The 25,104-nt window shown below is 69.4% G+C and carries 27 protein-coding genes; 15 read left to right on the forward strand and 12 right to left on the reverse strand.

Annotated elements, in window-relative coordinates:
- The 5 genes from CEP50_RS15765 to CEP50_RS15785 form a co-directional block, all read left to right on the forward strand.
- Positions 1–1,390, forward strand: a 1,390-nt coding sequence (locus tag CEP50_RS15765; RefSeq protein ID WP_106114716.1) for an FtsW/RodA/SpoVE family cell cycle protein, incomplete at its 5' end; no start/stop codon positions are given.
- Positions 1,387–2,850, forward strand: coding sequence for a peptidoglycan D,D-transpeptidase FtsI family protein (locus tag CEP50_RS15770; RefSeq protein ID WP_106114717.1), 1,464 nt, complete (start codon positions 1,387–1,389; stop codon positions 2,848–2,850). The genes CEP50_RS15765 and CEP50_RS15770, both read left to right, overlap by 4 nt.
- Before the next feature lie 3 nt (positions 2,851–2,853).
- Entirely contained in the window at positions 2,854–4,563 is a 1,710-nt protein-coding gene (locus CEP50_RS20790; protein WP_106114718.1) for a serine/threonine-protein kinase, read from the forward strand.
- Positions 4,560–6,533 carry a Stk1 family PASTA domain-containing Ser/Thr kinase gene (pknB, locus tag CEP50_RS15780; RefSeq protein WP_106114719.1) on the forward strand — a complete coding sequence of 658 codons (1,974 nt, stop codon included), beginning with the start codon at positions 4,560–4,562 and terminating at the stop codon, positions 6,531–6,533. Before CEP50_RS20790 ends, pknB begins: the two co-directional genes overlap by 4 nt.
- A 102-nt stretch (positions 6,534–6,635) precedes the next feature.
- Positions 6,636–7,043, forward strand: coding sequence for a nuclear transport factor 2 family protein (locus CEP50_RS15785; protein ID WP_019856108.1), 408 nt, complete (start codon positions 6,636–6,638; stop codon positions 7,041–7,043).
- A 45-nt stretch (positions 7,044–7,088) separates the two neighbouring features.
- On the opposite strand, the gene CEP50_RS15790 is transcribed toward CEP50_RS15785, so the two are convergent.
- Positions 7,089–7,730 carry an aminodeoxychorismate/anthranilate synthase component II gene (locus CEP50_RS15790; protein WP_106114720.1) on the reverse strand — a complete coding sequence of 214 codons (642 nt, stop codon included), beginning with the start codon at positions 7,728–7,730 and terminating at the stop codon, positions 7,089–7,091.
- 212 nt (positions 7,731–7,942) lie between these two features.
- Here CEP50_RS15790 and CEP50_RS15795 point away from each other — a divergent pair, with 212 nt between their 5' ends.
- Both CEP50_RS15795 and CEP50_RS15800 read left to right on the forward strand, forming a co-directional pair.
- Complete coding sequence (locus CEP50_RS15795; protein ID WP_106114721.1) at positions 7,943–9,343, forward strand: TrkH family potassium uptake protein; 1,401 nt, start codon at positions 7,943–7,945, stop codon at positions 9,341–9,343.
- Between the two features lie 28 nt (positions 9,344–9,371).
- Positions 9,372–10,010: a potassium channel family protein gene (locus CEP50_RS15800; RefSeq protein ID WP_019856111.1), complete on the forward strand. Its 639-nt coding sequence runs from the start codon at positions 9,372–9,374 to the stop codon at positions 10,008–10,010.
- 64 nt (positions 10,011–10,074) lie between these two features.
- Here the strand turns inward: CEP50_RS15800 and CEP50_RS20175 are convergent, their stop codons facing one another.
- On the reverse strand, positions 10,075–10,230 hold the full coding sequence (locus tag CEP50_RS20175) for a hypothetical protein (protein ID WP_181188413.1): 156 nt from the start codon (positions 10,228–10,230) through the stop codon (positions 10,075–10,077).
- Positions 10,231–10,273: 43 nt separating this feature from the next.
- Positions 10,274–11,101 carry a class E sortase gene (locus tag CEP50_RS15805; RefSeq protein ID WP_258175310.1) on the reverse strand — a complete coding sequence of 276 codons (828 nt, stop codon included), beginning with the start codon at positions 11,099–11,101 and terminating at the stop codon, positions 10,274–10,276.
- A 267-nt stretch (positions 11,102–11,368) separates the two neighbouring features.
- Here CEP50_RS15805 and crgA point away from each other — a divergent pair, with 267 nt between their 5' ends.
- Together crgA and CEP50_RS15815 are read left to right on the forward strand one after the other, a co-directional pair.
- Positions 11,369–11,635, forward strand: coding sequence for a cell division protein CrgA (gene crgA / locus CEP50_RS15810; protein WP_106114722.1), 267 nt, complete (start codon positions 11,369–11,371; stop codon positions 11,633–11,635).
- A gap of 88 nt (positions 11,636–11,723) precedes the next feature.
- Positions 11,724–12,176, forward strand: coding sequence for a PH domain-containing protein (locus CEP50_RS15815; RefSeq protein ID WP_106114723.1), 453 nt, complete (start codon positions 11,724–11,726; stop codon positions 12,174–12,176).
- A gap of 35 nt (positions 12,177–12,211) precedes the next feature.
- On the opposite strand, the gene CEP50_RS15820 is transcribed toward CEP50_RS15815, so the two are convergent.
- Positions 12,212–13,135, reverse strand: coding sequence for a rhomboid family intramembrane serine protease (locus CEP50_RS15820; RefSeq protein ID WP_258175311.1), 924 nt, complete (start codon positions 13,133–13,135; stop codon positions 12,212–12,214).
- A gap of 57 nt (positions 13,136–13,192) precedes the next feature.
- Positions 13,193–13,759: a peptidylprolyl isomerase gene (locus CEP50_RS15825; RefSeq protein ID WP_169509084.1), complete on the reverse strand. Its 567-nt coding sequence runs from the start codon at positions 13,757–13,759 to the stop codon at positions 13,193–13,195.
- A gap of 191 nt (positions 13,760–13,950) precedes the next feature.
- Here CEP50_RS15825 and CEP50_RS15830 point away from each other — a divergent pair, with 191 nt between their 5' ends.
- The 4 genes from CEP50_RS15830 (at position 13,951) to gdhA (ending at position 18,438) form a co-directional block, all read left to right on the forward strand.
- Positions 13,951–14,499 (forward strand): hypothetical protein, encoded by a 549-nt coding sequence (locus tag CEP50_RS15830; protein ID WP_106114725.1) that lies wholly within the window; start codon positions 13,951–13,953, stop codon positions 14,497–14,499.
- A gap of 543 nt (positions 14,500–15,042) precedes the next feature.
- Complete coding sequence (locus tag CEP50_RS15835) at positions 15,043–15,294, forward strand: hypothetical protein (RefSeq protein WP_106114726.1); 252 nt, start codon at positions 15,043–15,045, stop codon at positions 15,292–15,294.
- A 314-nt stretch (positions 15,295–15,608) separates the two neighbouring features.
- Complete coding sequence (gene mgtE / locus CEP50_RS15840) at positions 15,609–16,940, forward strand: magnesium transporter (protein WP_106114727.1); 1,332 nt, start codon at positions 15,609–15,611, stop codon at positions 16,938–16,940.
- Between the two features lie 160 nt (positions 16,941–17,100).
- Positions 17,101–18,438 carry an NADP-specific glutamate dehydrogenase gene (gene gdhA / locus CEP50_RS15845; protein ID WP_106114728.1) on the forward strand — a complete coding sequence of 446 codons (1,338 nt, stop codon included), beginning with the start codon at positions 17,101–17,103 and terminating at the stop codon, positions 18,436–18,438.
- 45 nt (positions 18,439–18,483) lie between these two features.
- Here gdhA and CEP50_RS15850 read toward each other — a convergent pair whose 3' ends face one another.
- Complete coding sequence (locus tag CEP50_RS15850) at positions 18,484–18,684, reverse strand: DUF397 domain-containing protein (RefSeq protein ID WP_106114729.1); 201 nt, start codon at positions 18,682–18,684, stop codon at positions 18,484–18,486.
- Positions 18,677–19,546: a helix-turn-helix domain-containing protein gene (locus CEP50_RS15855; RefSeq protein WP_106114730.1), complete on the reverse strand. Its 870-nt coding sequence runs from the start codon at positions 19,544–19,546 to the stop codon at positions 18,677–18,679. The genes CEP50_RS15850 and CEP50_RS15855 overlap by 8 nt, the downstream gene beginning before the upstream one ends.
- Before the next feature lie 157 nt (positions 19,547–19,703).
- Here CEP50_RS15855 and CEP50_RS15860 point away from each other — a divergent pair, with 157 nt between their 5' ends.
- Positions 19,704–20,060, forward strand: coding sequence for a hypothetical protein (locus CEP50_RS15860; RefSeq protein ID WP_219905511.1), 357 nt, complete (start codon positions 19,704–19,706; stop codon positions 20,058–20,060).
- Positions 20,061–20,149: 89 nt separating this feature from the next.
- Here the strand turns inward: CEP50_RS15860 and CEP50_RS15865 are convergent, their stop codons facing one another.
- The 4 genes from CEP50_RS15865 to CEP50_RS15880 all read right to left on the reverse strand — a co-directional run bounded on the left by CEP50_RS15865 (position 20,150) and on the right by CEP50_RS15880 (position 23,630).
- Positions 20,150–20,347 (reverse strand): DUF397 domain-containing protein, encoded by a 198-nt coding sequence (locus CEP50_RS15865; RefSeq protein ID WP_106114731.1) that lies wholly within the window; start codon positions 20,345–20,347, stop codon positions 20,150–20,152.
- A gap of 71 nt (positions 20,348–20,418) precedes the next feature.
- Positions 20,419–21,129 carry a DUF5710 domain-containing protein gene (locus CEP50_RS15870; protein WP_106114732.1) on the reverse strand — a complete coding sequence of 237 codons (711 nt, stop codon included), beginning with the start codon at positions 21,127–21,129 and terminating at the stop codon, positions 20,419–20,421.
- 241 nt (positions 21,130–21,370) lie between these two features.
- Positions 21,371–22,003, reverse strand: coding sequence for a DsbA family oxidoreductase (locus CEP50_RS15875; protein ID WP_106114733.1), 633 nt, complete (start codon positions 22,001–22,003; stop codon positions 21,371–21,373).
- A 124-nt stretch (positions 22,004–22,127) separates the two neighbouring features.
- Positions 22,128–23,630, reverse strand: coding sequence for an MFS transporter (locus tag CEP50_RS15880; protein ID WP_258175312.1), 1,503 nt, complete (start codon positions 23,628–23,630; stop codon positions 22,128–22,130).
- A 260-nt stretch (positions 23,631–23,890) separates the two neighbouring features.
- On the opposite strand from CEP50_RS15880, the gene CEP50_RS15885 reads away from it, so the two are divergent.
- Positions 23,891–24,487, forward strand: a complete 597-nt coding sequence (locus CEP50_RS15885; RefSeq protein ID WP_258175313.1) for a TetR/AcrR family transcriptional regulator — start codon at positions 23,891–23,893, stop codon at positions 24,485–24,487.
- A 132-nt stretch (positions 24,488–24,619) separates the two neighbouring features.
- On the opposite strand, the gene CEP50_RS15890 is transcribed toward CEP50_RS15885, so the two are convergent.
- Positions 24,620–25,009, reverse strand: coding sequence for a VOC family protein (locus CEP50_RS15890; RefSeq protein ID WP_106114735.1), 390 nt, complete (start codon positions 25,007–25,009; stop codon positions 24,620–24,622).
- Positions 25,010–25,104 lie beyond the last annotated feature (95 nt).

Genomic DNA, 25,104 nt, shown 5'->3' on the forward strand with positions numbered 1-25,104 from the left:
GTCCCAACCCACCCGGCGCGGTGTCGAACTGGTCATGCTCGCCTTCGCCGCCGTGATCGTCACCTCCGCGCTGACCCTGGTCAGCATCAACCAGAACTCCCAGCCCACCACCCAGATCCTCTACTACGGGCTGGCCTTCCTCGCGCTGTTCGGCCTGGCACACCTGGCCGTGCGCCGCTGGGCCCCCTACTCGGACCCGCTGCTGCTGCCCCTGGTCGCCTTCCTCAACGGCATCGGGCTGGTCCTGATCCACCGGGTCGACCTCGGCAACGCGGCCGAAGCCGCCCGCACCGGAAGCACCTTCAACGCCGCGGCACCCTCCCAGGTGATCTACACCGCCATCGGACTGGTGCTCTTCGTGCTGCTGCTGGTGTTCGTCTCCGACCACCGGTCCCTGGCCAAGTACGCCTACACCTGCGGACTGACCGGGCTGGTGGCGCTGGCGCTGCCCGCCGTGCTGCCGAGCGTCATCGCCCCCTCGATCAACGGGGCGAAGCTGTGGATCCGTCTCGGCCCGCTGTCCTTCCAGCCCGCCGAGTTCGCCAAGATCCTGCTGCTGGTCTTCTTCGCCGCCTTCCTGGTCTCCAAACGGGAACTGTTCACCACGGCGGGCAGACGCTTCCTCGGCATCGACTTCCCCCGCGCCCGCGACCTGGCACCGGTGCTGGTCGCCTGGGCCGCCTCCATCGGGATCGTGGTGCTGGAACGCGACCTGGGGACCTCGCTGCTGTTCTTCGGGATCGTGCTGGTGATGATCTACATCGCCACCGAGCGCGCGGTGTGGATCACGATCGGGCTGTCGCTGTTCGCCTTCGGCTGCGCGCTCGCCTACCCCCTGTTCGGCCACCTCCAGGAACGGGTCGACGTCTGGCTGAACCCGCTGACCAGCGAATCCGGCTACCAGCTCCGCAAGGCGCTGTTCGGGATGGCCACCGGGGGCATCGGCGGCTCCGGGCTCGGCGGGGGATACCCCTCCATCGTCCCGTACGCGGAGAGCGACTTCATCCTCATCACCGCGGCCGAGGAGCTGGGACTGCTCGGGTTGGCGGTCCTGCTGCTGGTCTACATGCTGGTGACGACCAGAGGGCTGCGGGTGGCACTCGCCGCCCGGGACTCCTTCGGCAAGCTGCTGGCCGGCGGGGTGTCCTTCGCGATGGCCCTGCAGGTCTTCGTGGTCGCCGGAGGCGTGACCGGCCTGATCCCGCTGACCGGGCTGACCACGCCGTTCCTGGCCGCCGGGGGGTCCTCCCTCGTCGGCAACTACATGTTGGTGGCGTTGCTCATGCGGATCTCGGACTCGTCCAGACGGCCCCAGCAGCCGAGCAGACCCCGACCCCAACAACCCCCGATCGCCGAAGCACACACCGAGTTGGTGGAGCGTCCACGATGAACAAGCCACTGCGTCGGGTGGCGATGGCCATGATGGCGATGATCGTGCTGTTGCTGGCCAACGCCACCTACGTGCAGGTCATCCGCGCCGACGAGCTCCGCTCCCAGCCCGGCAACAAGAGGACCCTGTACGCGGAGTACTCCACCCCGCGGGGGCAGCTGATCGCCGACGGCAAGCTGATCGCCAGTTCCGAGCCCACCGGTGACAAGCAGTTCAAGTACAAACGGGTCTACTCCGACGGGCCGGTCTACGCCCCGGCCACCGGCTACTACTCGTTCATCTACGGCTCCAGCGGGATCGAGAACGCCAAGCGGGAGGTCCTCAACGGCAACGCCGACTCGCTGGCCCTCAACCGGCTGCGGGGCATGCTGACCGGCAAGGACAAGCAGGGCGGCAACGTCGAGCTGACCCTGGACCCGCGGATGCAGCGCACCGCCTACCAGCAGCTCGCGGGAGACGGGGTGCGCGGCTCGGTGGTGGCGCTGAACCCCAGCAACGGGAAGATACTGGCCATGGCCAGCTCCCCCTCCTACGACCCGAACCGGCTGGCCACCCTCTCCTCGGAGAAACAGCAGCAGGCCTGGAAGGAACTCAGCGACGCCCCCCACGACCCCATGATCAACCGGGCGACCTCGACGTTGTACCCGCCGGGGTCCACCTTCAAGCTGATCACCGCGGCGGCCGCGCTGGAGACCGGCGACTACGACTACGACACCCAGGTGACGGCCGCGTCCTCGATCGAACTCCCGAACAGCGACGCCACCCTGCCCAACTACGGCAACAGCACCTGCGGCTCCATGCCCACCGCGCCGCTGTGGGAGGCGATGGCCCGCTCCTGCAACACCGCCTTCGCCGAGATGGCCGGGGACGTGGGCGAGCAGAAGCTCCGCGAGACCGCACGCGAGTTCGGATTCGGCCAGAAGATCAACATCCCCATGAGCGTCGCCCCCTCCTCCCTCGGGGAGATCGAGGGCCCCGCCGCCCTGTACCAGAGCGGGATCGGACAACGCGACGTCCGCATGACCCCGATGCAGAACGCCATGGTGGCCGCGGCGATCGCCAACGACGGGGAACTGATGAAACCGCACCTGGTGAACAAGACCCTCGCCCCGGACATGTCGGTGCTCGACCGCACCGAACCGGAGCGGATGAGCCAGGCGATCCCCGAGGACACCGCCCACACCATCCGCGACATGATGGTCAAGGCCGAGCAGTACGCCGGCGACGAGGGAAAGATCACCGGCGTGCAGATCGCCTCCAAGACCGGAACGGCCCAGCACGGTGAGGGCAAGGACCCCCACGGCTGGTACGTCGCCTTCGCCCCCGCCGAGAACCCGAAGATCGCGGTCGCCGCCGTGGTCGAGGACGGCGGCAACGTCGGGGCCAACGCCACCGGAAGCAAGATCGCCGCCCCCGTGGCGCGCGCCGTGATCCGCGCCGGACTGCAGGGGGGTGGCTGACGGGTGCCGAACTCCGGTCAAACGCTGGCCGAGCGCTATCGGCTCGCACAGCGCATCGCGGTCGGTGGGATGGGTGAGGTCTGGCGTGCCGTGGACACACGCCTGGACCGGACGGTGGCCGTCAAGATCCTCAAGCCCGAGCTGTGCGGGGACGCGGAGTTCCTCCACCGTTTCCGCACCGAGGCCCGCACCACGGCCGCGCTGAACCACCCCGGCATCGCCGCCGTACACGACTACGGCGAGACGGCCGCGGTACCGGACGGCCCCGAGGACACCGCCTACCTGGTGATGGAACACGTGGAGGGCGAACCGCTGGCCGCCATCCTCGCCAGGGAAGGCCGCATCACCGCCGAACACACCCTGGAGATGCTGGAGCAGGCGGGCAACGCGCTGCACGCCGCCCACCGGCGCGGGCTGGTGCACCGGGACGTGAAACCCGGAAACATCCTGGTCACCCCCGACGGGACCGTGAAACTGACCGACTTCGGCATCGCCAAGGCCGCCGACGCGGCCCCGGTGACCCGCTCCGGCGTGGTCATGGGGACCGCCCACTACATCTCCCCGGAACAGGCGCTGGGCGGGGAGGCCACCCCCTCCAGCGACGTGTACTCGCTGGCCGTGGTCGGCTACGAGTGCCTGCGCGGGCACCGCCCGTTCCTGTCCGACAACGCCGTGACCGTGGCGATGATGCACATCCGCGACCTGCCCCCACCGCTGCCGCCGGACGTGCCGCCGGGTACCCGGGCGCTGATCGAGGCCACCCTCGTCAAGGACCCCCGCAGGCGCTACGGCGAGGGCGGGGAGTTCGCCAAGGCGGTGGCCAGCGTGCGCGCGGGCAAACCGTTGCCCGCTCCGCTCTCCCTGGCCTCCGCACCGATGGCCGTCTCGCCGCAGCAGGCTCCCCCGCCACAGCCGGGTCAGCACCCCCAGGGGCCTCCGCCGCAGTCGCCCGGAGCCCAACACGTGCCTCCCCCGCACGCCGGCCGCCCGGGCGGGCCACACCAGCCCACCGACAACCGGCGGCACGGGACGTTCCCCGCCACGGGAACACACTCCGTCCCCGGCGCACCGGGGAACTCACCGGGCACGGGGGCCGTCGCCCCCGCACGTCCGCATCCGACCGGTACCACGGTTCCGCCCGGGGTCATCCCCCCGCAGGTTCCGCCGGGCACCACCCCCGGAGCGGCCGGTCACTCCCCGGGGGGAGGCTCTCCCGTGGGGAAGCGGACCGTTCTCTGGGTGGTGCTCGCCGTGGTGGTGGTGCTACTGCTCGGATGTGGCCTGGCGTTCGCCTGGTACCACAACCGCTATGATTTCTCCCCGTTCGGCGGTTCCGACGGGATCGACACGGCCATGACCGGTTCCCGGGATGCGCGACCTCACACGGCGGACCGTGTGAGATTGCTCGATTTCGCTTCGTCGGGGGAGTTCAAAACGCGCTCGGTACGGCATCCTGAAGGACGGCTCTCGCCCACTCCCACCTCGGCGATCCGCTCGTGGGCATCCGACACGGACCGAAAACAGCCCCCCTCGTCGACCGCCGAGCGGGCCGCGACGGCCCCACCGGCGGGCAGTGAGGCAGACGACGCCGGGACGTACGAAGTCGGGGGAACCGCGCACCGCGCCCGGACCTGGGCCCGCTCGGCAGTCGCAGGTTCTCGGGGCAACTTGATGGGACGCTCGTGGACACAGATCGGGACGACGCAGCGATGAGCTCACCGCGACTTCTCTCCAACCGCTACGAGATCGAGGACGCCCTCGGTTACGGCGGTATGTCCGAGGTACACCGTGGCCGGGACGTCCGGCTCGGCCGGGATGTCGCAGTGAAGGTGCTGCGCGCCGACCTGGCCAGGGACCCCACCTTCCAGCTGCGTTTCCGCCGGGAGGCCCAGAACGCCGCCGCGCTGAACCACCCGGCGATCGTGGCCGTCTACGACACGGGCGAGACCGACTCGGAGAACGGTCCGCTGCCCTACATCGTCATGGAGTATGTCAGCGGCCGGACACTGCGCGACGTCGTCAAGAGCGAGGGCCCGCTCGCGCCGCGCCGGGCCATGGAGGTCATGGCCGACGCCTCCGCCGCGCTGGACTACAGCCACCGCAACGGCATCGTCCACCGCGACGTGAAACCGGCCAACATCATGATCACCGACTCCGGCGCGGTGAAGGTGATGGACTTCGGCATCGCCCGGGCGGTGGCCAACGGCCAGGCCGCCGTCACCCAGACGGCGGCGGTGATCGGAACGGCGCAGTACCTCTCCCCGGAGCAGGCCCGCGGGGAGACCGTGGACGCCCGTAGCGACGTCTACGCCGCCGGGTGCGTGCTGTTCGAGCTGCTGTGCGGACAGCCGCCGTTCACCGGCGACTCCCCGGTGGCGGTGGCCTACCAGCACGTACGGGAGCAGCCCGACAAGCCCTCCGAGCACAACGCGCAGGTTCCCGCCGCCTTGGACGCCGTGGTGCTGAAGGCCCTCAGCAAGCACCCGGACAACCGCTACCAGTCCGCCGCCGAGATGCGCACCGACCTCGTCCGGGTGCTCTCCGGACAACGACCGCAGGCTCCCCTGCTGGTCCCCGAGGGGGAGGAACCGACCGAGCGCACGGAGGAGCCCCAGCCCACCCGGGTGCAGCCCGAGGCCGCCGCGCAGCCGGACACCGCCGCCGTCCCCCCGGTGGACGACGGGGACGACGAGAGAGGCGGTCGCAGACGGCGCCGGTGGACCATTGGTCTGGTCACCGTCGCGTGCGTGGCCGCTTTCGCGCTGCTCAGCGGGCTGGCGGTGATGATGTTCGGGCAGCAGCAGCCGGAGAAGATCGAGCTTGTCGACGTCACGGACAAACGAGTCGAGGTCGCCCGGAGCGAACTGAGCGAGGCGGGCTTCACGAAGGTGACGACCGAGAAGAGGAGCTCCGCCGCCGACAAGGACGGCATCGTGCTGTCCCAGGACCCCGGACCGGGCCGGTACGTGCCGGACCGGAAGATCGTCCTGGAGGTGGGGGCCGGCCCCGGCAAGGTGGAGGTGCCGGACCTCGGCGACATGACGATGGAGGAGGCCCGGCAGGCCCTGGAGAAGAGGAACCTCAAACTCGGCCTGGAGCCCGAGTACCAGGAAGTCGACGACCAGAGTGACGTCGGCAGGATCCTGGAGCAGAGCGAGGAACCCGGGAGCATGGTTCCCGAGGGGAGGGTGGTCCATGTCACTGTTGGTGAGCCCGTGCAGAAGCAACCCGTCACCGATGTGACCGGTTTCCGGCTGGAGCAGGCGAAACGGGCCCTGACCAGCGCGGACTTCAAGGTCCGCACCAAGGAGGTGGACTCGCCCGAAACCGCCAACACCGTGGTTCGGCAGAACCCGGCCGGAGGGGCCAGCGCCCCGGTCGGCTCCACGGTCACCCTGTTCGTGTCCAACGGCTCCCAGCTGAACATGCCGGACCTGACCGGGCTGAGCCCGGAAAAGGCCAGGGCGGAGCTGCGCGACAAGGGCTTCAGGGGCAACGTCTCCACGGCGGAGAAACCGGTCGAGGACCCCAGCAAGGAGGACACGGTGGTCTCCACCTCACCGTCGGCCGGTTCCACGATCGACAGGAACCAGGACGTGACCCTCCACGTGGGCACCGAGGCGGACACCACGACTCCACCGCCCCAACCCTCCACCAGCGAGGACCCGGACTTCCCCTTCTGAGGATCCCGCGGCCCCGGTGCTTCGGCGCCGGGGCCGCGCCTCGTCACGCGACACCCGACCACCCCGGCGGCCCACGGCGGAAGGACCCCTTAGAGTCGCGGTATGAGCTCGGGGGAAGGAAAACGGGTCTCGGAGACCGTCGAGTGCTATGTGCACCGGCTCGACGCCGGTGACGTCCCCGGCGTGTTGCGGCTGTTCTCCGAGGAGGGTGTGGTCTCCTCCCCCATGCAGGGCAAGATCCCGGCTCGGGAGTTCTACCCGGAGCTGGCCGCCACCCTGCAACGCGCCGACATCACCGCCCAGGAAGTCTTCGTGTCCACCACCGACCCGCACCGCGCGGCCGTGCACTTCCGCTACGATTGGGTGGCCGCGGCCGAGAACCCGCCGGACTTCGACTGCATCGACGTGATCACCGTCGACGCGCAGGGACTGATCTCCGAACTCCGCTTCGTCTACGACACGCATCCACTGCGGGTGGCCTGGCAGGACGCGTTGGACCGACTGCGCTGACCCGGCACCCCGCCCGGCGCGGCGGGTGCGGGCCGGAGGGGTTCCTCAGCGCAGCGCGTTCGCGGCCACCTCGCGCATCCCCTGCTCCAGGCGGTCCACGGTCCGCGGGTCCGGAGGGTGGCCTGCCGTCTCCATCCAGTTGGCCAGCATCCGGTGCCCGCCCTCGGTGAGCACCGACTCCGGATGGAACTGCACCCCCTCCAGGGGCAGTTCACGGTGCCGGAGCCCCATGACGACCCCGCCCGCCGTGCGCGCGGTCACCTCGAACTCCGCGGGGACGGTGTCCGGACGGACCGTCAACGAGTGGTACCGGGTGGCCACCACCGGCTGCGGCAGGCCGGTGAACACCCCGACGCCCTCGTGGTGGATCTCGCTGGTCTTGCCGTGCAGCAGCTCCGGTGCCCGCTCGACCGTGCCGCCCCGGGCCGCCCCGATGGCCTGGTGCCCGAGGCACACCCCCAGCAGCGGGATGCCTCCGGTCGCGCACTCCGCGACCAGCTCCATGGACCTGCCGGCGCGCTCCGGGGTCCCCGGCCCGGGGCTGAGCAGCACCCCGTCGGCGCCTTCCACCTCGGCGTCGGTGACGGCGTCGTTGCGGCGCACCACGCACTCCGCCCCCAGCTGCGCCAGGTACTGCACCAGGTTGTAGACGAAGCTGTCGTAGTTGTCGACCACCAGAACACGCACGGGGCCAGCCTACGGGTAACACCGCCGGGACGGCGACCCGTCCCGGCAGCCCGGCAGGCGGGTCGCGACCGCGCACACGACACCCGGAACACCCGATTCGCCCGATGTGCTGGGACGACACCCGCAGCCCGGCCAGCCGGGACAGCCCGGATGCGATAACCTGCGCTTCTCGTGGACCCAGCAAGCCCGTCGACGCGGAAAACGGCCCGACCGTGACACCCACGGGGGACGCTCGCCGAGGTGGACCCGCTGTCACCCAGCGGGTCGCGAAGCTGCTGCGCGGACTTCCCCGGGCCAGCCACCCGGCCCGGATGGTGGTGATCGGGTTCGGACTCGCCGTGCTCGTCGGCACGGTGCTGCTGAAACTGCCGGTCGCTGCCCAGCACGGCAGTACCGACTGGGTGACGGCCGTGTTCACCGCCACCTCGGCGGTGTGCGTCACCGGGCTGGTGGTGGTCGACACGGCCGCGCACTGGTCCGAGTTCGGCGAGCTCGTGATCCTCGGACTCATCCAGGTGGGCGGCCTGGGGATCATGACCATGGCCTCGCTGCTGGGGATGCTCGTGGTGCGCAGGCTGGGGCTGCGGATGCGCCGCACCGCCCAGACCGAGACCAAGAGCCTGGGGCTGGGGGACATCCGCTCGGTCATCGCCGGGGTCATCACCCTCAGCCTGGTGATCGAGGCGCTCGTCTCCGGTGCGCTCACCGCCAGGTTCGCCCTCGGCTACCACCAGCCGCTGCCCCACGCCCTCTACTTCGGCGTGTTCCACGCGGTCTCGGCCTTCAACAACGCGGGTTTCGCGCTGTACCCGGACAGCCTGGAACGCTACGCCACCGACCCGTGGGTCTGCCTACCCGTGCTGGTCGCGGTCGTGACGGGCGGGATCGGGTTTCCCGTGCTCTTCGAGGTCGGCCGAAGACTGCGGGGCAGGCGCAGGCGCTGGTCCCTGCACGCCAAGGTCACCCTGGTCACCTACACGGCCCTGCTGCTCGTCGGGACAGTGGCGTTCACGACCTTCGAGTGGAACAACACGCGGACCCTGGGCGGCTTCGACACCGGCGGCAAACTGCTCGCCGGTCTGTTCCACGGGATCACCCCCCGCACGGCCGGGTTCGACACCGTGGACATCAGCGACATGAACCCGACCACCATGCTGGTCACCGACGTGCTGATGTTCGTCGGCGGCGGCAGCGCCGGAACAGCGGGCGGGATCAAGGTGACCACCTTCGCGCTGCTGGCCTTCGTCATCCTCGCCGAGGTGCGCGGCGAGTCCCAGGTGCACGTGGCCGGTCGGCGACTTCCCGCCAGTGTGCAGCGCCAGGCGCTGACCGTGGTGCTGGTGGGCGTGGGCATGGTGTTCGTCGCGACCCTGCTGCTGTTGGTGCTGTCCCCCTTCCGGTTGGACGCCGTGCTGTTCGAGTCCGTCTCCGCGTTCGGTACCGTCGGCCTGTCCACCGGCATCACCGAAGGACTCCCCCAGCCGGGTCAGCTGGTGCTCGTGGTGCTGATGTTCACCGGCAGGCTCGGTCCGATCACCCTGGCCTCGGCACTCGCGCTGCGGGAACGCGGGCGCCGGTACGACTTGCCCGAGGAGCGACCGATCGTTGGCTAGACAGACGCAGAGAACCCGTCCCTCCCGCGTGGTCGTCATCGGTCTGGGCCGTTTCGGCGGTTCCCTGGCCGTGGAGCTGGTCCGGCGCGGTTCCGAGGTGCTGGCCCTGGACAACCGGCCCCACCTGGTGCAGCAGTTCTCCGACGCGGTCACCCACGCGGCCGTGGCCGACACCACCGACCCCGAGGCGCTGCGCCAGCTCGACGTGGCCGACTTCCGCCGCGCGGTGGTCGCCATCGGCGACGACCTGGAGGCCAGCATCCTGACCACCTCGCTGCTGTCCGACTTCGAGATCCCCCACATCTGGGCCAAGGCCGTCAACCGCCAGCACGGGCGCATCCTCGAACGGGTGGGCGCCCACCGGGTGGTGCTGCCCGAGCACGACATGGGCGAGCGGGTGGCCCACCTGGTCACCGGGCGGATGCTGGACTACATCCAGTTCGAGGACGACTACGCCATCGTCAAGACCCGCGCCCCGGGCGCGGCCGTCGAGCGCCCCCTGGGCGAGACCCGGGTGCGCAGCAAGTACGGCGTCACCGTGGTGGGCATCAAACGGCCCGGCGAGGGGTTCACCTACGCCACCCAGGACACGGTGCTGCACCACGGCGACATCCTCATCGTCTCCGGCCGCTCCCACGACGTGGAGAAGTTCGCCGACCTCACCTGACCGGAGGTGGGCGGTTCCGGCTCAGAACCCCGCCACCGGCTGGCTCGCCCACGGCGACCCCCGCTCACTCCAGGGTCGGGTCGGTGAACGGCAGCACCGGTTCCACCCACGGGAAGACCACGAACAGCAGCACCGCCACCACCACCGCGACCAGTACCACGGCCTGCACCACCTTCACCGGCACCGAACCGGGCAGGTGCCTCCAGATCCACGCGTACACACACCACCTCCGGATGCCACCACGGCAGCCGCGTCCGCGCCCGCTACCGCCCCAGCTCGGGGGGTTTCAGCTCGGGCCGGTCGGCGACCTTCGGGTAGCGCTTGGTCAGTACTCCGTGCACGATCATGCGTTTCTCCGCCGAGTACCGGGGGTGACAGGTGGTCAGCGTGATCAGTCTGCTGCGCCACTGCCGCGGAACGGTTCCGGGCGGCTGACCCGGCACCGGGTTGATCACCTCGCGGCGGGCCGGCTCCACCACGGTCCTGCCGACCACGCCCCGGTAGGGCCCCCCGATCGGAGCCACCCCGGAACACCGCCGCCCCCGCTGCTCGGGGTCCCACCCGTCGACCTCGCCGCGCAGCGGCAGCACCCGGTAGACGTACCACTGGCTGTCCGTCTCGACGACCAGCGCGTCGCAGGACTCCAGCTCGTCCAGCTCGGCGAACGGGGCCATGCGCCCGGCGCGATGCCCGGCCACGGCGAAGTTGCCCCGTTGACCGGGCAACGCGCTCTCCGCGTAGTGCCCCGGCCCGGCGGACAGCGTCGACTGGTCGGTGCCCTCCAAAACCGTGAACGGGAAGTCCGGTCCCAGGGCGGGCACGTGCAGCCGGGCGAAGCCCTCCCCGGCGACGGGGTCGACGGGCTCCTCGGTGTCGACGGGTTCACGCTGCCACCGCTGTCGCAGCTGCTCGGTGGCGCGTGCCTGCTCCCGCGCGGAGAACCAGCTCGTCACCCGGAGTTCGTAGAAGACGAACAACAGCACGATCAGTCCCAGCGTGATGCACACTTCCCCGAGTCCGCGCAGCACCGGACGCAGGCGGGACGGCCGTTCGGGCGGGGGGCTCTGCGCCGGAATCCGTGTGGTGGTCACCGTGTGCTCCTCGACCCGTTCCCCTCGTCGTGTCGGAAAGCAGCATACGGCTGTTCGGAAAATTCCGATATTGCGTTAACGTGTGGGTGCAAGAGGGTCGCCGCGGGGCGATTCGGTACGAGTTCCGGCCTCCGGCGCGGGACGGTGTCGGTTCGTCCGGATGCTCGTGAGTGGTCCCGCCGCGACGCACCGACCATGTCGAGGAGGTCGATCCGGCCGTGTGAGCAGCGCGGTGGCGGGTCGGCCGAACCATCCGGCGAGGACACCATGCCCAAGTCAAAGGTCCGCAAGAAGGCCTCCTCTCCCCCACCGGTCGACCGCCGCACGCCGGTGAAGGCGAAGTCGGCGAGTCCGTCGCATCCGATCTATGTCGGCGTGATGCTCGGCATGATGCTGCTGGGGCTGCTGTGGCTGGTCGTCAACTACCTGGCGGGTCCGAAGATCCCCTTCATGGCCGAGCTGGGCCCGTGGAACTTCGCCGTCGGGTTCGGGCTCATGATCATCGGACTGCTGATGACCATGAAGTGGCGGTGACCGAGGCGCGGAACGAGTGCCCGGGAATCACACGGGTGTAATCCATCCCCATGTGGACAACTCCTGTGGACAACTCAGAAGGAGAGCTGTGCTCGCATCCTCCGACTCGTCGCAGTCGTCCACCGACGGAACCCACCGCTGGTGCTACCCGCCGGTGCTGCTCGGGCTCAGCTGGGTGATGACCTGCTTCCTCGTGGTGAGCACACTGCTGATCCCCAACGGTATGGACCGGGTGGTCACGGCGGCGGGGGCAGTGTTGTTGGGCGCTCTGTCCGGGATGCAGAGCTACATGCACCCGCGCCTGCGGGCGAACTCCAGCGGGATCACCGTGCGCACGCTGCGCGGTCCCCACACCTGGAGCTGGGAACAGGTGTCGGTGCGCGGCCGGAACGTGCCCCGTCTCGGGCTGAAGGCCCCCGTGCTGGAGCTGGACGTCCCCGAGTCCGACGTTCCCGGGGGGCTCGTCGTGCTGACTCGCCCCGACCTGGGCGCCGATCCCCTCGAGGTCGCCGAGACGCTCAACGGGCTGAAGTCCGGCTGATCCCACCGCCGGGTCCCGCACACGCCGCTCGGGCGTCAGGAGACCCGGACACAGCGGGTTTCCCCGCGCAGCATCCCGCACATCACGTCACCGATCACGGCGTCCCGGGTGAGCATCGCGGCGAGCACCACCAGCAGCAGCGCCGCGAGCGCGCCCGCCTGCCAGGTCCCTCGCCGGTGGGCGGGCGCGTAGAGCAGGGCGGCCGTGGCGGCCGTGCCGAGCACCAGCCCGCCGAGGTGGCCGAGCAGCGAGATGCCGGGGATGGTCACGGTCAGCAGCACGTTGATGCCGATCACCAGCAGGATCGGCCGCATGTTCAGCCTCAGCCGCCAGGCGGCCACGGCGATCCCGCCGAACAGGCCGTACAGCGCGGCCGAGGCCCCCACCACCGGCTGGAACGCGGCGCCGAACAGGAAGACGAACAGGCTTCCGCCGAGCAGCCCGAGCAGGTACACCGCGAGGAACCGGAGTCGGCCCAGCAGCACTTCCAGTTCCCGGCCCACGATCCACAACGCGACCATGTTGACCAGCAGGTGGATCATTCCCTGGTGCAGGAAACCGGAGGTGACCACGCGCCACCACTGCCCACCGGCCACCGGCGGGGGAGCCATCGCCCACCGCTGGAACAGCTCGGAGTGGAAATTCGCCGTGGGGGATCCGGCCTGCACGGCGGTGACCAGGAAAATCGCGATGTTCAGCGCGATCAGCACCGGAACCAGCACCGGTTTGGTGCCCAACCGGGCCCCGGCCACCGTCACCGGCTGCCGGGTGTTGCGCTGCGACTGCCGGAGGCAGTCCACGCAGTGGTAGCCCACGCTGGCCTCGCGCAGGCACTCCGGGCAGGCGGGGCGCTCGCAACGCGTGCAACGCAGCCCCGTGGGGCGGTCCGGATGACGCACACACACCGGCATGGCGCGGGCGTCATCCGGCCCGCCGGACTGTTCGGGCGGAACGGTCACCACGCACCCCACTGCGACGGGCGGGCCCGAGCGTGGTGCGGCGCGCGCCGCGCGGGCTCAGGACTCCGCGGATTCTTCACCACGGTCGATGGTCACCTTCTCGATGACGATGTCGTTGACGGGACGATCGCCCTGGCCGGTGGCAGTGTGAGCGATCTCGTCCACCACGTTACGCGACTCCTGGTCGGCGACCTCGCCGAAGATGGTGTGCTTGTAGTTCAACCACGTCGTGGGAGCCACCGAGATGAAGAACTGCGAACCGTTGGTGTTCGGCCCGGCGTTGGCCATCGCCACCAGGTAGGGGCGGTTGAACTGCAACTCCGGGTGGAACTCGTCGGCGAACGTGTAGCCGGGGCCGCCACGACCGGTTCCGGTCGGATCACCGGTCTGGATCATGAACCCGTCGATGACCCGGTGGAAGATCACGCCGTCGTAGAAGGGGCCGGACCGTTCGCCCCGCGCGTTGGGCTCCGTGTAGTCCACGGTCCCCTCGGCGAGCCCGACGAAGTTGGACACCGTCTTGGGGGCCTGGTTCGGGAAGAGGTTGATCCTGATGATCCCCTGGGTGGTGTGCAGGGTCGCGGTGACCGTCTTCCCCACAAGCGATCCGTTTTCTTCTGCCACCCCCTCATCCTCCCATCACCGAGCGCACCCGATGCCGCAGGGTGCAGGATGGAGTTTGATCGTCAGCCACGGCGCGGTACCCGGAGAGCGAGCCACACGGTCCCGTGCCGACCGTCCGCCGAACCGGCGGGACGAACAACCGGATACCCGAGTGGCCGGCTCTGCGGAGCCCCGACTAGGAGGCGAGAACGATGGACGAAGTCGAAACCCTGTCCCGCGCGGGCGAGAACGTGGGCAAAGCCGTGGGCACCGGGGTGCGCACCGCCCGGCACGGTGCGCGGCGGGCCCGGCACGCCGGTTCGGAGGTGACCAGGCAGGCGGTGGCACTGGCCGAGCAGGAGCTGGCCTCACGTGGGATCTCCACCGACGACCTGCAGGAGCGGATCGCCCAGCGGGCCACCGGCATGTCCCGCAAGGAGCTGGCCAAGCGGAGCGAGAAGGCCCGCAGGAAGTGGGAGAAGCGGGCGGCCAAACAGCGTAAGCAGCTCGCCGAGGGGGCCAGGGAGTTCGCCGAGCGCATCGAGCCCTCCAAGCCCCGGCGGCGCAAGTGGCCGTGGCTGCTGTTGATCCTGGCCGGACTGGCCGGGGCCGCCGCGGCGGCGCTGTCCCGCCGTCCCGAGGAGCTGCCCCCGGAGGAGGGGAGCTTCCCCGTGGGGGACACGGGCTCGCAGCCCCCGGCCTCCTCCACCGAGAACGGCCAGGTCTCCGGGGTCCAGTCCGAACAGGGTCAGCACCACTGAGACGAGTTCGACCGAGCCGGGCGGGTCCGTGACGGGCCCGCCCGGTTTTGGTTCGTCCCCCGGACGAGGTTCCTCCGGGCCGCCCGGAACGCGAACACCGACCGCGCGTGTCGGAAAATTCCCCCCGAAAGGACCAAAAAGAGAGCCGGAACCCGCGTCACGCCCGGCCACCGCGCCCGTCCCGTCCACAGCGGGTGACTCCGGGGGGATCACCCGCCCCGAATGCCGCATTCGGGACCCCGGCCGCCGGTGTGCACGGGAGGGCGGCCGGCGGGAGCGGAGGGGAACCCGAGAGCGGGGAGTCGGGTTCCCCTCCACCGGCCCACACGCACCGAGAGGACGAAAGGAGCCACTCCGCGGCGCGAACCGCGCGGCACCGCCGAGAACCCCGCCCCCTCCGCCGCGGAACGGACCCGTTCCGGCCGGGGCGGACCGCACCTTCCGGGCGATACCCACCACACGCCGAGCCCGTTGCCCGGCGGATGTCGGGGCCGGCGGTCAGAATCACGGTGCCCGGGTTCCCGAACGGAACGGGAGGAGACGATGAGCGAGCACACCACGGACGAGGAGCTGAACCCGATCTTCGCCGAACTCACGCGCGAGATGCCCGACCCGACCGAATCCGACCTGACCGTCTCACCCCCGCCGGAGTTCGCCGAACTGCTCGTGAACGAGGCGCTCAGCGGCAGGCACCGTGAGAGCGAGGACGACACGGTGACCGCCATCTCGGGCGCCGCCGAGGGACAGGACTCCGCCGGAGCCGGACGGCACTCGCACGCCGAGTCCGAGCGGTAGGAGTTCGCCCCGGCCGTCGGGAGCTCCGGGCCGCCGGGCTCCCGGCCTCTCCGGCCCAGTGGGAGAGCTGTCGGCCGGGCCCCGCCCGGCAGCGACCCGGCCCCGGCCCGACCCGTGGTTCCTGGGGGAGCACACCCGGGTGCGGAAAAGCCGAGGGCGACCGGGGCCCGGCGCACACCGCGCGCGGAAGGTGCGCCCCGCCGTACCGTGGTCGGCGGTGGGGAACCCGGAGCACGCCACGCGCCGAGCCGGGACCGTCGACCGTGGCGCCCCGTGGCACCGCGCACAGGCATCCCGCGAGCGAAGGGGAGAACATGTCCCGGGGGACCGTGCCCGAGCTGCTGGAACGCAACGAGATCACCGAGCTGCAACAGTGGCTCGCCGAGCACCAGCCGCACGAGATCGCCGACGAGATCGCCCGCGCCGACGAGCTGGGCGCCGTCCTGCTGTTCCGGCTGCTCGGCAAGGACGAGGCGCTGACGGTGTTCGAGGAGCTCGACCCGCCCGACCAGCAGAAGGTCCTCTCCGGTCTGCGGGATCACTCGTTCCGGGAGCTGGTCGAGGCCATGGACCCCGACGACCGCGTGCGGCTGCTCGGGGAGTCCCCGGCCAAGTTCGCCCACCGGGTGCTGGCCGGGCTCAGCCCTCCCGAACGCGCCACCACCGCCGCGCTGCTGGGGTATCCGGAGGGCTCGGTGGGGCGTTTCATGACCCCGGAAACGGTGACGATCCGCCAGTACATGACGGTTTCCCAGGCCCTGGACCGGGTGCACGACCGGGGGGCGGACGCCGAGACCGTCTACACCCTGCTGATCGTCGACGACCAGCGGCACTTCATCGGCACGGTCTCCCTGCGGGACCTGGTGCTGGGGTCCGCGGGGCAACGGGTCTCCGAGTTCGCCGAGACGGACGCACCGCGTGTGAAGGCCACCGACGACGCCGAGGACGCGGCCCGGCTCATGCAGGACGCCAACCTGCTGGACCTGCCCGTGGTGGACAGCGAGGACCGCGTGCTCGGACTGTTGACCATCGACGACGCCGTGGACCTCATCGAGGCCGCCGACAGCGAGGACATAGCCCGCCAGGCCGCGGCCACCCCGTGGAGCGGGCACTACATGTCCGCCTCGGTGCTGCAACTGGCGCGGTCCCGCATCGTCTGGCTGCTGCTGCTCATCGTCGCCGCCACGCTGACCGTCAACGTCCTGCAGTTCTTCGAGTCCACGCTGGAGGAGGTGACCACGCTGGCGCTGTTCGTGCCGCTGCTCATCGGCACCGGCGGCAACGCCGGGGCCCAGGCGGCCACCGCCTCCGTGCGCGCCCTGGCCGTGGGCGAGGTCCGCACCGGCGACATCCTGCGGGTGGCCTGGCGCGAGTGCCGGGTGGGACTCACCCTCGGACTCGCGCTCGCGGCCATCGGCATGGTCCTCGGCACGGTGTTCGTGCACGTACGGGTGGCGGCCACCCTCGCCGTCTCGTTGATCGCCGTGTGCGCGTGGGCGGCGATGATCGGGGCGTCCATGCCGCTGCTGGCCAAGCGGGCCGGAATCGACCCGGCCGTGATCTCCACTCCCCTGGTGACCACCCTGGTCGACGCCACCGGTCTGATCATCTACTTCCTCGTGGCCCGGGCGTTCCTGGGGCTGTGACCGCCGTTCGGTACCGCTCGCCCCGGACAGGGGACACCCTCCACGTCGTCCCGTCCCTTTTGTGACAGTTCTCACCGAGGGACCTTCAGCCCGCCCGGCACTGCCCCATACTCTGTCCCGGCACTCCCCGCCGGAGCAGGACGAGGAATCGAGGACGGCATTGCACGAGTCGCTGGAGCCCATCTACGAGAAGGTGGTCGCACGCAATCCGGGTGAGGTCGAGTTCCACCAGGCGGTGCGGGAGGTTCTCGACAGCATCGGCGTCGTGATGGGCAAGCACCCCGAGTACGCGCACGCCAAGATCATCGAAAGGACCTGCGAACCGGAACGGCAGATCATCTTCCGGGTTCCCTGGCAGGACGACCGGGGCGAGGTCCACATCAACCGCGGTTTCCGGGTCGAGTTCAACAGCGCGCTCGGCCCGTACAAGGGCGGGCTGCGTTTCCACCCCTCCGTCTACCAGGGGATCGTCAAGTTCCTCGGGTTCGAGCAGGTGTTCAAGAACGCGCTGACCGGCCTGCCGATCGGCGGCGGCAAGGGCGGTTCGGACTTCGACCCCAAGGGGCGTTCGGACCAGGAGATCATGGCGTTCTGCCAGAGCTTCATGACCGAGCTGCACCGCCACCTCGGCGAGTACACCGACGTTCCCGCCGGCGACATCGGCGTCGGTGGGCGGGAGATCGGCTACCTGTTCGGGCAGTACAAGAGGCTCACCAACCGCTACGAGTCCGGCGTGCTCACCGGCAAGGGCTGGGCCTTCGGCGGCTCGCACATCCGCACCGAGGCCACCGGCTACGGCAACGCCTTCTTCGTCCGGGAGATGCTGGCCGCCCGCGACGACTCCTTCTCCGGCAAACGCACCGTCGTCTCCGGCTCCGGCAACGTGGCGATCTACACGATGCAGAAGGTGCGGGAGCTGGACGGCCACGTGGTGGCCTGCTCGGACTCGGAGGGCTACGTGCTCGACGAGCAGGGCGTCGACGTGGAGCTGGTCAAACAGATCAAGGAGCGGGAACGCGGCAGGCTCGCCGAGTACGCGGACCGGCGTCCCTCCGGGAAGTTCGTGGCGAACCGGCAGGTGTGGGAGGTTCCCTGCGAGGTCGCCCTGCCCTCGGCCACCCAGAACGAGATCACCGGCAAGGAGGCCGAGGTCCTGGTGCGCAACGGGTGCGTGGCCGTCGGCGAGGGGGCCAACATGCCCACCACTCCCGAGGGGGTGCGGGTCTTCCGCGAGGCCGGAGTGGCCTTCGGCCCCGGGAAGGCCGCCAACGCGGGCGGGGTGGCCACCTCCGCCCTGGAGATGCAGCAGAACGCCTCGCGGGACTCCTGGTCCCACGAGTTCACCGAGCAGCGGCTGCGGGAGATCATGGTCTCGGTGCACGACCGCTGCTACTCCACCGCCGAGGAGTACGGGCTGCCCGGCGACTACACGGCCGGGGCCAACATCGCCGGATTCACCAGGGTCGCCGAGGCGATGCTCTCGCTCGGGCTGATCTGACGACAGGCTCAGCCGCACGGTGCCTCCGGCGCCGTGCGGCACCGGTCAGCGGTCGAAACGCCCCGCACGCACCGCGTTCAGGAAAGCGCCGAAGCCGGAGGCGTCCAACACCAGCACCGGACCGCTCTTCCCGAGCTTGCCGTCCCGCAACCCCCGCACATCCCCGCAGGAAGCCACCTCGACACAGTTGCCCCCCGCATCGCTGAAGCTGGACTTACGCCAGACGACCGTGGACCAATCAAACATGCGTACCGCTCTCCCGCTCCCGCTGTTCCAGCACGGCAGCTATCATCTCGGCCGAGTCCGTCTCGGACAACGCCATATGACGTAGATCGTCGAACATGTTAACCATCGTTGCGACGTCCCCTTCATCGCTGATCATGTGCCCACCCAACGGACCATCGAAGTAACCCAACGGAGGGTCGACTTTGGGATCGGCGAAATGCAACACTGTGAAGTTGCTCGCGACACCACCGTATCCGTTCTCATCCGCAGTGAGTATGCGAATCGAGATGTTGTCCTGCTGACCGAGTTCCAGGAGTCTGCGGAGCTGATCGACGCACACCTCGGCGCCACCCACTCTCAGACGTATCGCTGCTTCGGAAATCACCGCGCTCAGCCTCAGTGGATCCGGACCACTCAAGCGCTGTTGACGCTGCATACGAGCAGCCACCCACCTGTCCACGAATTCCGATGCGACCTTACGTCGCCCAGCAGTGTGGACGGAACGTGCGTAGTTCTCCGTCTGCAACAAACCGGGAATGAGTACCGGTTCGAACGAGGTCACGGTAACGGCGTCTTCTTCGAAGCTGACCAACGGTCGTAGCCAATCGGGAAGCCCATACGTCGCCCACTGCGAAGTTTCTCGTCCGGCCTGATCCCGCAGTTGCTCCAAGCCTTTCCGGACCTCGGTCGGCGTGCGCAACTCGGCGAGCAGGCACACAAGATCAGACTTACTGATCTTGGTCTTGCCAAGTTCCCAGTTGACCAACGTCGTATGGGTACGTCCGATAGCCGAGCCCACATCGGATTGGGTTCGGCCAGCGGCCTCACGAAGTCGTCGTAGTTCCGCGCCCAACCGTCGCAACGGTGCCGAGGAACCAGCCATGGCGCACCTCCTGCACGAGCCCCGTTCGGAGCCTACACATGCGTCTTTCACATCCAAGATCTCACCCGAACGGGCTCTTATGATCTTTTATGTAAATAACTTACGTTAGTAGTAAATATAAAAGGTCAACATCGTAGGTAGGAGACACGATCATCCGATGGGAGACGCCATGACGAGTTCGTTGGAGAACCACCCCGAGGACACAGCAACTCCTCAGCCCCTCTGCGACGAACCCGAGTTCGCGGAGCTACTGACAGGGCTGGTCGCTGACACCGCGCCGACCCTGTTCGCGGTGGTTCAGGAGTACGGCTCCCGCATCGACGCCCGGGTGGCCGCGTGGGGGTTGGCCTTCGAGGATCATGCCGAGGTCGTCGCCGTCGACCGCACGCTCCACATGCGCCTACGGCGACCCGAGAACGCCCTGCGCCGGTTCACCGTCCGTCCCCATGTTCGGACTCGACTGGTCTGGTTCGACCCGGCGGCCCGCACTCATCCCGATGACAGGACCGACTGAACCTCCACACCACCATCCCACCTCGCTGGGGCGTTCCCTCGGCCTACGGACGTCCGCCGCACGGTGCCTCCGGCGCCGTGCGGCACCGGTCAACGGTCGAAACGCCCCGCACGCACCGCGTTCAGGAAAGCGCCGAAGCCGGAGGCGTCCAACACCAGCACCGGACCGCTCTTCCCGAGCTTGCCGTCCCGCAACCCCCGCACATCCCCGCGGGAAGCCACCTCGACACAGTTTCCGGTGGCCGTGCTGTAACTGCTCTTGCGCCACGTCGTGGACCGATCAAACATGCGTACCGCTCTCCCGCTCCAGCACGGCGGCCATCATCCCGGCAGAGTCCTCCCGGGTCGATCCCCCGTGTTCACGCTCGTGACTCCCGCTCGCGGGCGAGTTCGGCGGCGGCCACCGCACCGCGCCGGTGCGCCGGCGGGGGTTCGGCGAGGGTGATCCCCGCCTCGGTGAGCAGTGACAGGTCCAGGGTCCACGCGCGGGCCGAACGCCGTCGCCACAGCGCGAACGCCTCGTCGACGTGGGCCTCGGCCTGTTCGCGGCTCATCCCCGTGACCGCACGCAGGTGCTCGAACGCGGCCTCCGCCTGACCGCGCACCTGGGCCAGCCCGAAGTGCGTGGTGCGGTGGCAGTCGCCGCACAGGCACACCAACCGACGCAACGCCTGGACCGACCTGGTTTCGTCGTAGGACCAGCGCTCGTGGGCCTCCAGCCGCCGCCTGCTCGCCCGGTCCTCACCCCGCCCGCAGATCTCGCAGCGGTAACCCGCCCGGCGCAGCAGCATCCGCCGCAGCCGTTCCCAGTCCCGCTCGGCGACGCAGGAGCGGACGTTGGTGAACCAGCACGAGCTGGGCACGAGATCCACGAACAGCCCGGAACCGAACGTGCGATCCTCCCCCGGCAACGGGTCGGGCACCTCGGGCAGCGCCTCCCACGGGCGCAGCGCCTCCATCCCCGGACGGGGGGCGTACCACCGCCGGGCCGTCGGGTCCCACCGCGCCCCGGCCGCCTTGGCCCGGTCCTTCTCGCCGTAGGGCACGTCCAGCCAGATCCGCTCCGTCATCGCGTCCCTCACCTTCCGGAACCGTCCTCCCCGCCGGGTCGTCGAACCCGGCCGATCACCGTACTTCCCGCTCGGTAAGCATCCGGGAGGGAAACCAGGGAGCCGAACCAATCATGATCCCGTTCTCGGCGAGCGGCGCGTTCCTCTGACGAGCAGATCGGTTTCCGCCGGTGCGGAAGAGGAACCTCGCGAAGTCGCCGCCCGCCGAGGCAAGGAGTTCCCGCCACCACCGGGGGAGCGGTCAGGCCGCTTTCGTTCCCAAGGCGGAACGCAGCTCGTTCTCCGACCACGCCCCGGTGAGCACCTGTCCGCCGTTCACGGTGAGGGTGGGCACGGCATGAATCCCCGAGTCCCGAACCCGCGCCAGCTCTGCGCGAAGTTCCTCCGCTCCGGCCTCGCTCCAGACCACCCCCGTCTCCGCGGCCAGGGAACGAAGTTCCTCCGGATCGGCCACGTTGATTCCGTCGGTGAAGTAGGCGCGGAACAAACGGTCGACCACGGTCTCTCCCAAGCCCTGCTCGGCAGCCAGAGCCACGAGACGATGGGCCTGGAAGGTGTTGGTGAACACGGCCTTGTCGAAGTCGAACTCGACGCCCTCCTGACGGCCCAGCTCCTTCAGGGTTTCCTCTTTCTGCTCCGCCTCGGCGCCGAAGTCCCGCTTGTGAACCTCGAACAGGCTCTCGCCCCGCTCCGGGGCGTACGGAGCGACCTGGAAGGGCCGGAAGACCACCTCCAACCGACCTCCCGCCTTCCGGTGCTCGGCGGCGACCCGCGCGAACCGCGCGTAACCGAGATACGACCAGACGCAGGCGATGTCCAGCACGAACTCGACGTGCGCCACGTCCGGCTCGGAGTGCGATCCCGTGTGTGACATGACGGACGATCCTTTCCTCGTGAGGGCCTTTTCGGTGATTGTCCGGTTCGGGGATTCGGCCTGCTCTGCTCCCGGCCGACTCCCCGAACCGACTCGAATCGTGCACGCCGGCACCGGCCGGAACTCAGCACCGCGCGTGCTGGGACCGGTCTCCGGCAGGAGTTTCCTCCCCGCCCGTCTCCACGACGGGTTCCTCGGTCGTCTCCTCGGTCGTTTCCTCGGCGGGGTGCTCTTCGGACAGCGGCTTCTCCGGCAGCACCAGCGCGAGCACGAACGCCACCACAGCCACGGCGGCCAGGATCAGGAAGAGCGTTCCGAAGGCTGTGGACACCTGGGAGCGGGCTCCGGCGGTGACCTCGCCCGTTCCCTCGGTGAGCGCGGACAGCTGAGGCCCCACCCACCCGGTGATCAGGGCTCCGAGCACCCCGATGGACAGTGTGGAACCGAGCTGCCGGAAGAAGGTGCTCGCGGCGGTGGCCGAACCGAGGTTCGCCGCCGACACGGCGTTCTGCAGTGCCAGCATGGAGGGCTGCATGGTCAGCCCTATCCCGATCCCCACGAGCGCCAGCGCGACCGTGAACAGGACGAGGCCCCCGGCGGTGGCACCAACGACGGCCAGTGTTCCGAAGCCGGCGGTCATGGCCACCGTGCCCCCGATGAGGAACGGACGGTACCTGCCCAGCACGGTGATGAGGTTTCCCCCGCCGAGATTGGCCACCAGGACACCTCCGGTGAGCGGAAGCAACAGCAACCCGGACGAGGCCGCGGACTGCTCCTGGACCGTCTGCGCGTACAACGGCGCGTAGACCACGGCGGCGATCATCACGCCCCCGGATATGAAGGACAGGCCGATCGCGGCGGCAACCACCGGGGAGCGCAGCACGCTCAGCGGCAGCACGGGATCCTCGTGACGGCTCTGCCAGTACAGGTACACCAGCACCGCAGCGACCGTGACGGCCAGCAGAGCGGCCCGAAACCCCGTCGCGGCGAGAGGTGTGTTCTCACTGAGCGCCAGCAGGAACGCGGAACCACCGATCGCCAGCAGCGCCGCCCCCACGAGATCGACCCGGCGCTTGGCCGTGCGTGCTCCCGGGGCGGGCAGGAAACGTCCCGCGATCACCAGGGCGGGCAGCACGAGCGGCAGGTTGATCCAGAAAGCCGACCGCCAGCCGATCATCGCCTCCATGAAACCGCCCACCAGCGGTCCCACGATGCTGGCCCCGGCGAGCACGGCGCCCTGAATACCGTGGAAGCGGCCCCTGATGCGAGAGGCGAACATGTGACCGATGATCGTCGGGGTCAGGGCCATGAGCCCGCCGGTGCCGACGCCCTGGACCGCACGTGCCGTCAACAGGATGAACATGCTGGGAGCGGAGGCCACGGCCAGGGAGCCGACGAGGAACACGGTGGCGGCCAGGAGGTACAGCCGACGCCTGCTCATCAGGTCGGCCACCTTGCCCCACAGGGGGATGGACACGGCCGTGGTGAGCAGATAACTGGTGACCACCCAGGCGAGCAGGTCGGAATTTCCCAGTTCGGCCAGGATCGAGGGCAGCACCGTGGCCACGACCGTGGAATCCATGGCCGCCAGGAAGACCACGACCATCATCGCCCAGAACGCGCCCACCTTCCCCCGTTCCTGTGGAGGAACACGCAACCGTTCGCTTCGGCTCGTGATTTTCGTTCTCATCGCCTACCCCTTCGAGCGTTCTCACGGCCAGCGTCCCGCTGATCGGCGTGGAAGCCGTGCCGTTCTCCTTCCCGGGAGGCGGGCTTCGCGGGCGGCTGTTGGTCGTCCTTGGCCCGAACCCGGAATCTGTAGTACACATCTGTACTGTAGATAACCGCGCCAAACTATGCAACAGGTTTGTACTACAGAGGTGAGCCATGAACCCGGAGGACCCCCGAGCGGTCCGCACCCGTCAACGCGTGCTCGAAGCGACCGTGAGCCTGCTCGCCGAACGCGGGGTGGAAGCGATGACCATGGACGCGGTCGCCTCGACGGCGGGTGTCTCGCGCAGCACCCTCTACCGGCACTGGCCGGAACGACTCCCCCTGCTCATCGATGCCGTGGAGCACCTGGGGATTCAACTACGTGACACGAGTCCGGAGACAGCGGACTCGGAAGGGGAACTGGAGGCGGAACTGCAACGGGTGATCGGGCAGCTCGGAGCGGGGCTGCGCTCCCCCCGCTGGGGAGCGATCGCGGGCAGCCTCGCCGTGGCTTCCGAGCACGACGAGACCCTGGCCGAGGTGTACCGCGCATACGTGCACAACCGACGTCAGGAAGTGATCTCCGTGCTGCGACGAGCCCAGCGCGACGGAGAGCTCGCCGACTCCATCGACCTCGAATGGGCCGTCAGCCTGCTGGCCGGACCGATCTACTACCACCGGCTCGTGCTGCACCAGCCGCTCGACGAGCAGCAGGTCACCGAGCACGTCGAGCACACGGTGGCCCTGCTGCGCGCGGAGGGCGGTCGTTGAGAGGACGAGAGTCCCCGGCCGGCAGGGGTCTCTCGTCCTCGTCCGGCACGGGCCGGGCGGAGTGCGGACGCGGCGGAACAGCGCGGGGCCCGGTATCGGCCCGGGCTCCGGCCGAGCGGACAGGCGGAACCCTCAGAGCGGGTTGAGGCGGGCCCTGAGCAGGCAGAACTCGTTGCCCTCGGGATCGGCGAGGACCTCCCACTGCTCCTGACCGGTCTGACCGATGTCGGCCGGACGCGCCCCGAGCTCCAGAAGGCGTTCGAGCTCGGCCCGCTGATCGCGGTCGGTGGGGTTGACGTCGATGTGCACCCGGGACTTCTCCCGGCTCGGCTCTCCCCCGCTTCTGAGGACGATCGTCGCCTGGGGACCGCCGAACCCTTCGCGCGGCCCGATCTCGATGGCGTAGCCCTCCTCGCCCTGCTCACGACCGAGCTCCACGAAGTCCAGGACCTCGCACCAGAACCGCGCCAGCGCCTCGGGATCGTGGCAGTCGAGCACGAGCTCACCGATACGACACGCCATCGACGAAACCTGCTTTCAGTGTGGGAACTGCCGGCGACAAGCACGCGGTTCTTCCGGGCTTCCGCCGTGGGAACAGGTGGGCACCGTAGCGGACG

The organism is Actinopolyspora mortivallis, assembly GCF_003001495.1.
Taxonomy (GTDB): Bacteria; Actinomycetota; Actinomycetes; order Mycobacteriales; family Pseudonocardiaceae; genus Actinopolyspora; species Actinopolyspora mortivallis_A.

Excerpts from the sequence above, each read along its gene's own strand:
- CEP50_RS15770 (WP_106114717.1), top strand. The coding sequence starts at position 1,387 with ATGAACAAGCCACTGCGTCGGGTGGCGATGGCCATGATGGCGATGATC.
- pknB (WP_106114719.1), top strand. The coding sequence starts at position 4,560 with ATGAGCTCACCGCGACTTCTCTCCAACCGCTACGAGATCGAGGACGCC.
- CEP50_RS15785 (WP_019856108.1), top strand. The coding sequence starts at position 6,636 with ATGAGCTCGGGGGAAGGAAAACGGGTCTCGGAGACCGTCGAGTGCTAT.
- crgA (WP_106114722.1), top strand. The coding sequence starts at position 11,369 with ATGCCCAAGTCAAAGGTCCGCAAGAAGGCCTCCTCTCCCCCACCGGTC.
- CEP50_RS15830 (WP_106114725.1), top strand. The coding sequence starts at position 13,951 with ATGGACGAAGTCGAAACCCTGTCCCGCGCGGGCGAGAACGTGGGCAAA.
- CEP50_RS15835 (WP_106114726.1), top strand. The coding sequence starts at position 15,043 with ATGAGCGAGCACACCACGGACGAGGAGCTGAACCCGATCTTCGCCGAA.
- mgtE (WP_106114727.1), top strand. The coding sequence starts at position 15,609 with ATGTCCCGGGGGACCGTGCCCGAGCTGCTGGAACGCAACGAGATCACC.
- CEP50_RS15850 (WP_106114729.1), bottom strand. The coding sequence starts at position 18,684 with ATGTTTGATTGGTCCACGGTCGTCTGGCGTAAGTCCAGCTTCAGCGAT.
- CEP50_RS15855 (WP_106114730.1), bottom strand. The coding sequence starts at position 19,546 with ATGGCTGGTTCCTCGGCACCGTTGCGACGGTTGGGCGCGGAACTACGA.
- CEP50_RS15860 (WP_219905511.1), top strand. The coding sequence starts at position 19,704 with ATGGGAGACGCCATGACGAGTTCGTTGGAGAACCACCCCGAGGACACA.
- CEP50_RS15865 (WP_106114731.1), bottom strand. The coding sequence starts at position 20,347 with ATGTTTGATCGGTCCACGACGTGGCGCAAGAGCAGTTACAGCACGGCC.
- CEP50_RS15870 (WP_106114732.1), bottom strand. The coding sequence starts at position 21,129 with ATGACGGAGCGGATCTGGCTGGACGTGCCCTACGGCGAGAAGGACCGG.
- CEP50_RS15875 (WP_106114733.1), bottom strand. The coding sequence starts at position 22,003 with ATGTCACACACGGGATCGCACTCCGAGCCGGACGTGGCGCACGTCGAG.
- CEP50_RS15885 (WP_258175313.1), top strand. The coding sequence starts at position 23,891 with ATGAACCCGGAGGACCCCCGAGCGGTCCGCACCCGTCAACGCGTGCTC.
- CEP50_RS15890 (WP_106114735.1), bottom strand. The coding sequence starts at position 25,009 with ATGGCGTGTCGTATCGGTGAGCTCGTGCTCGACTGCCACGATCCCGAG.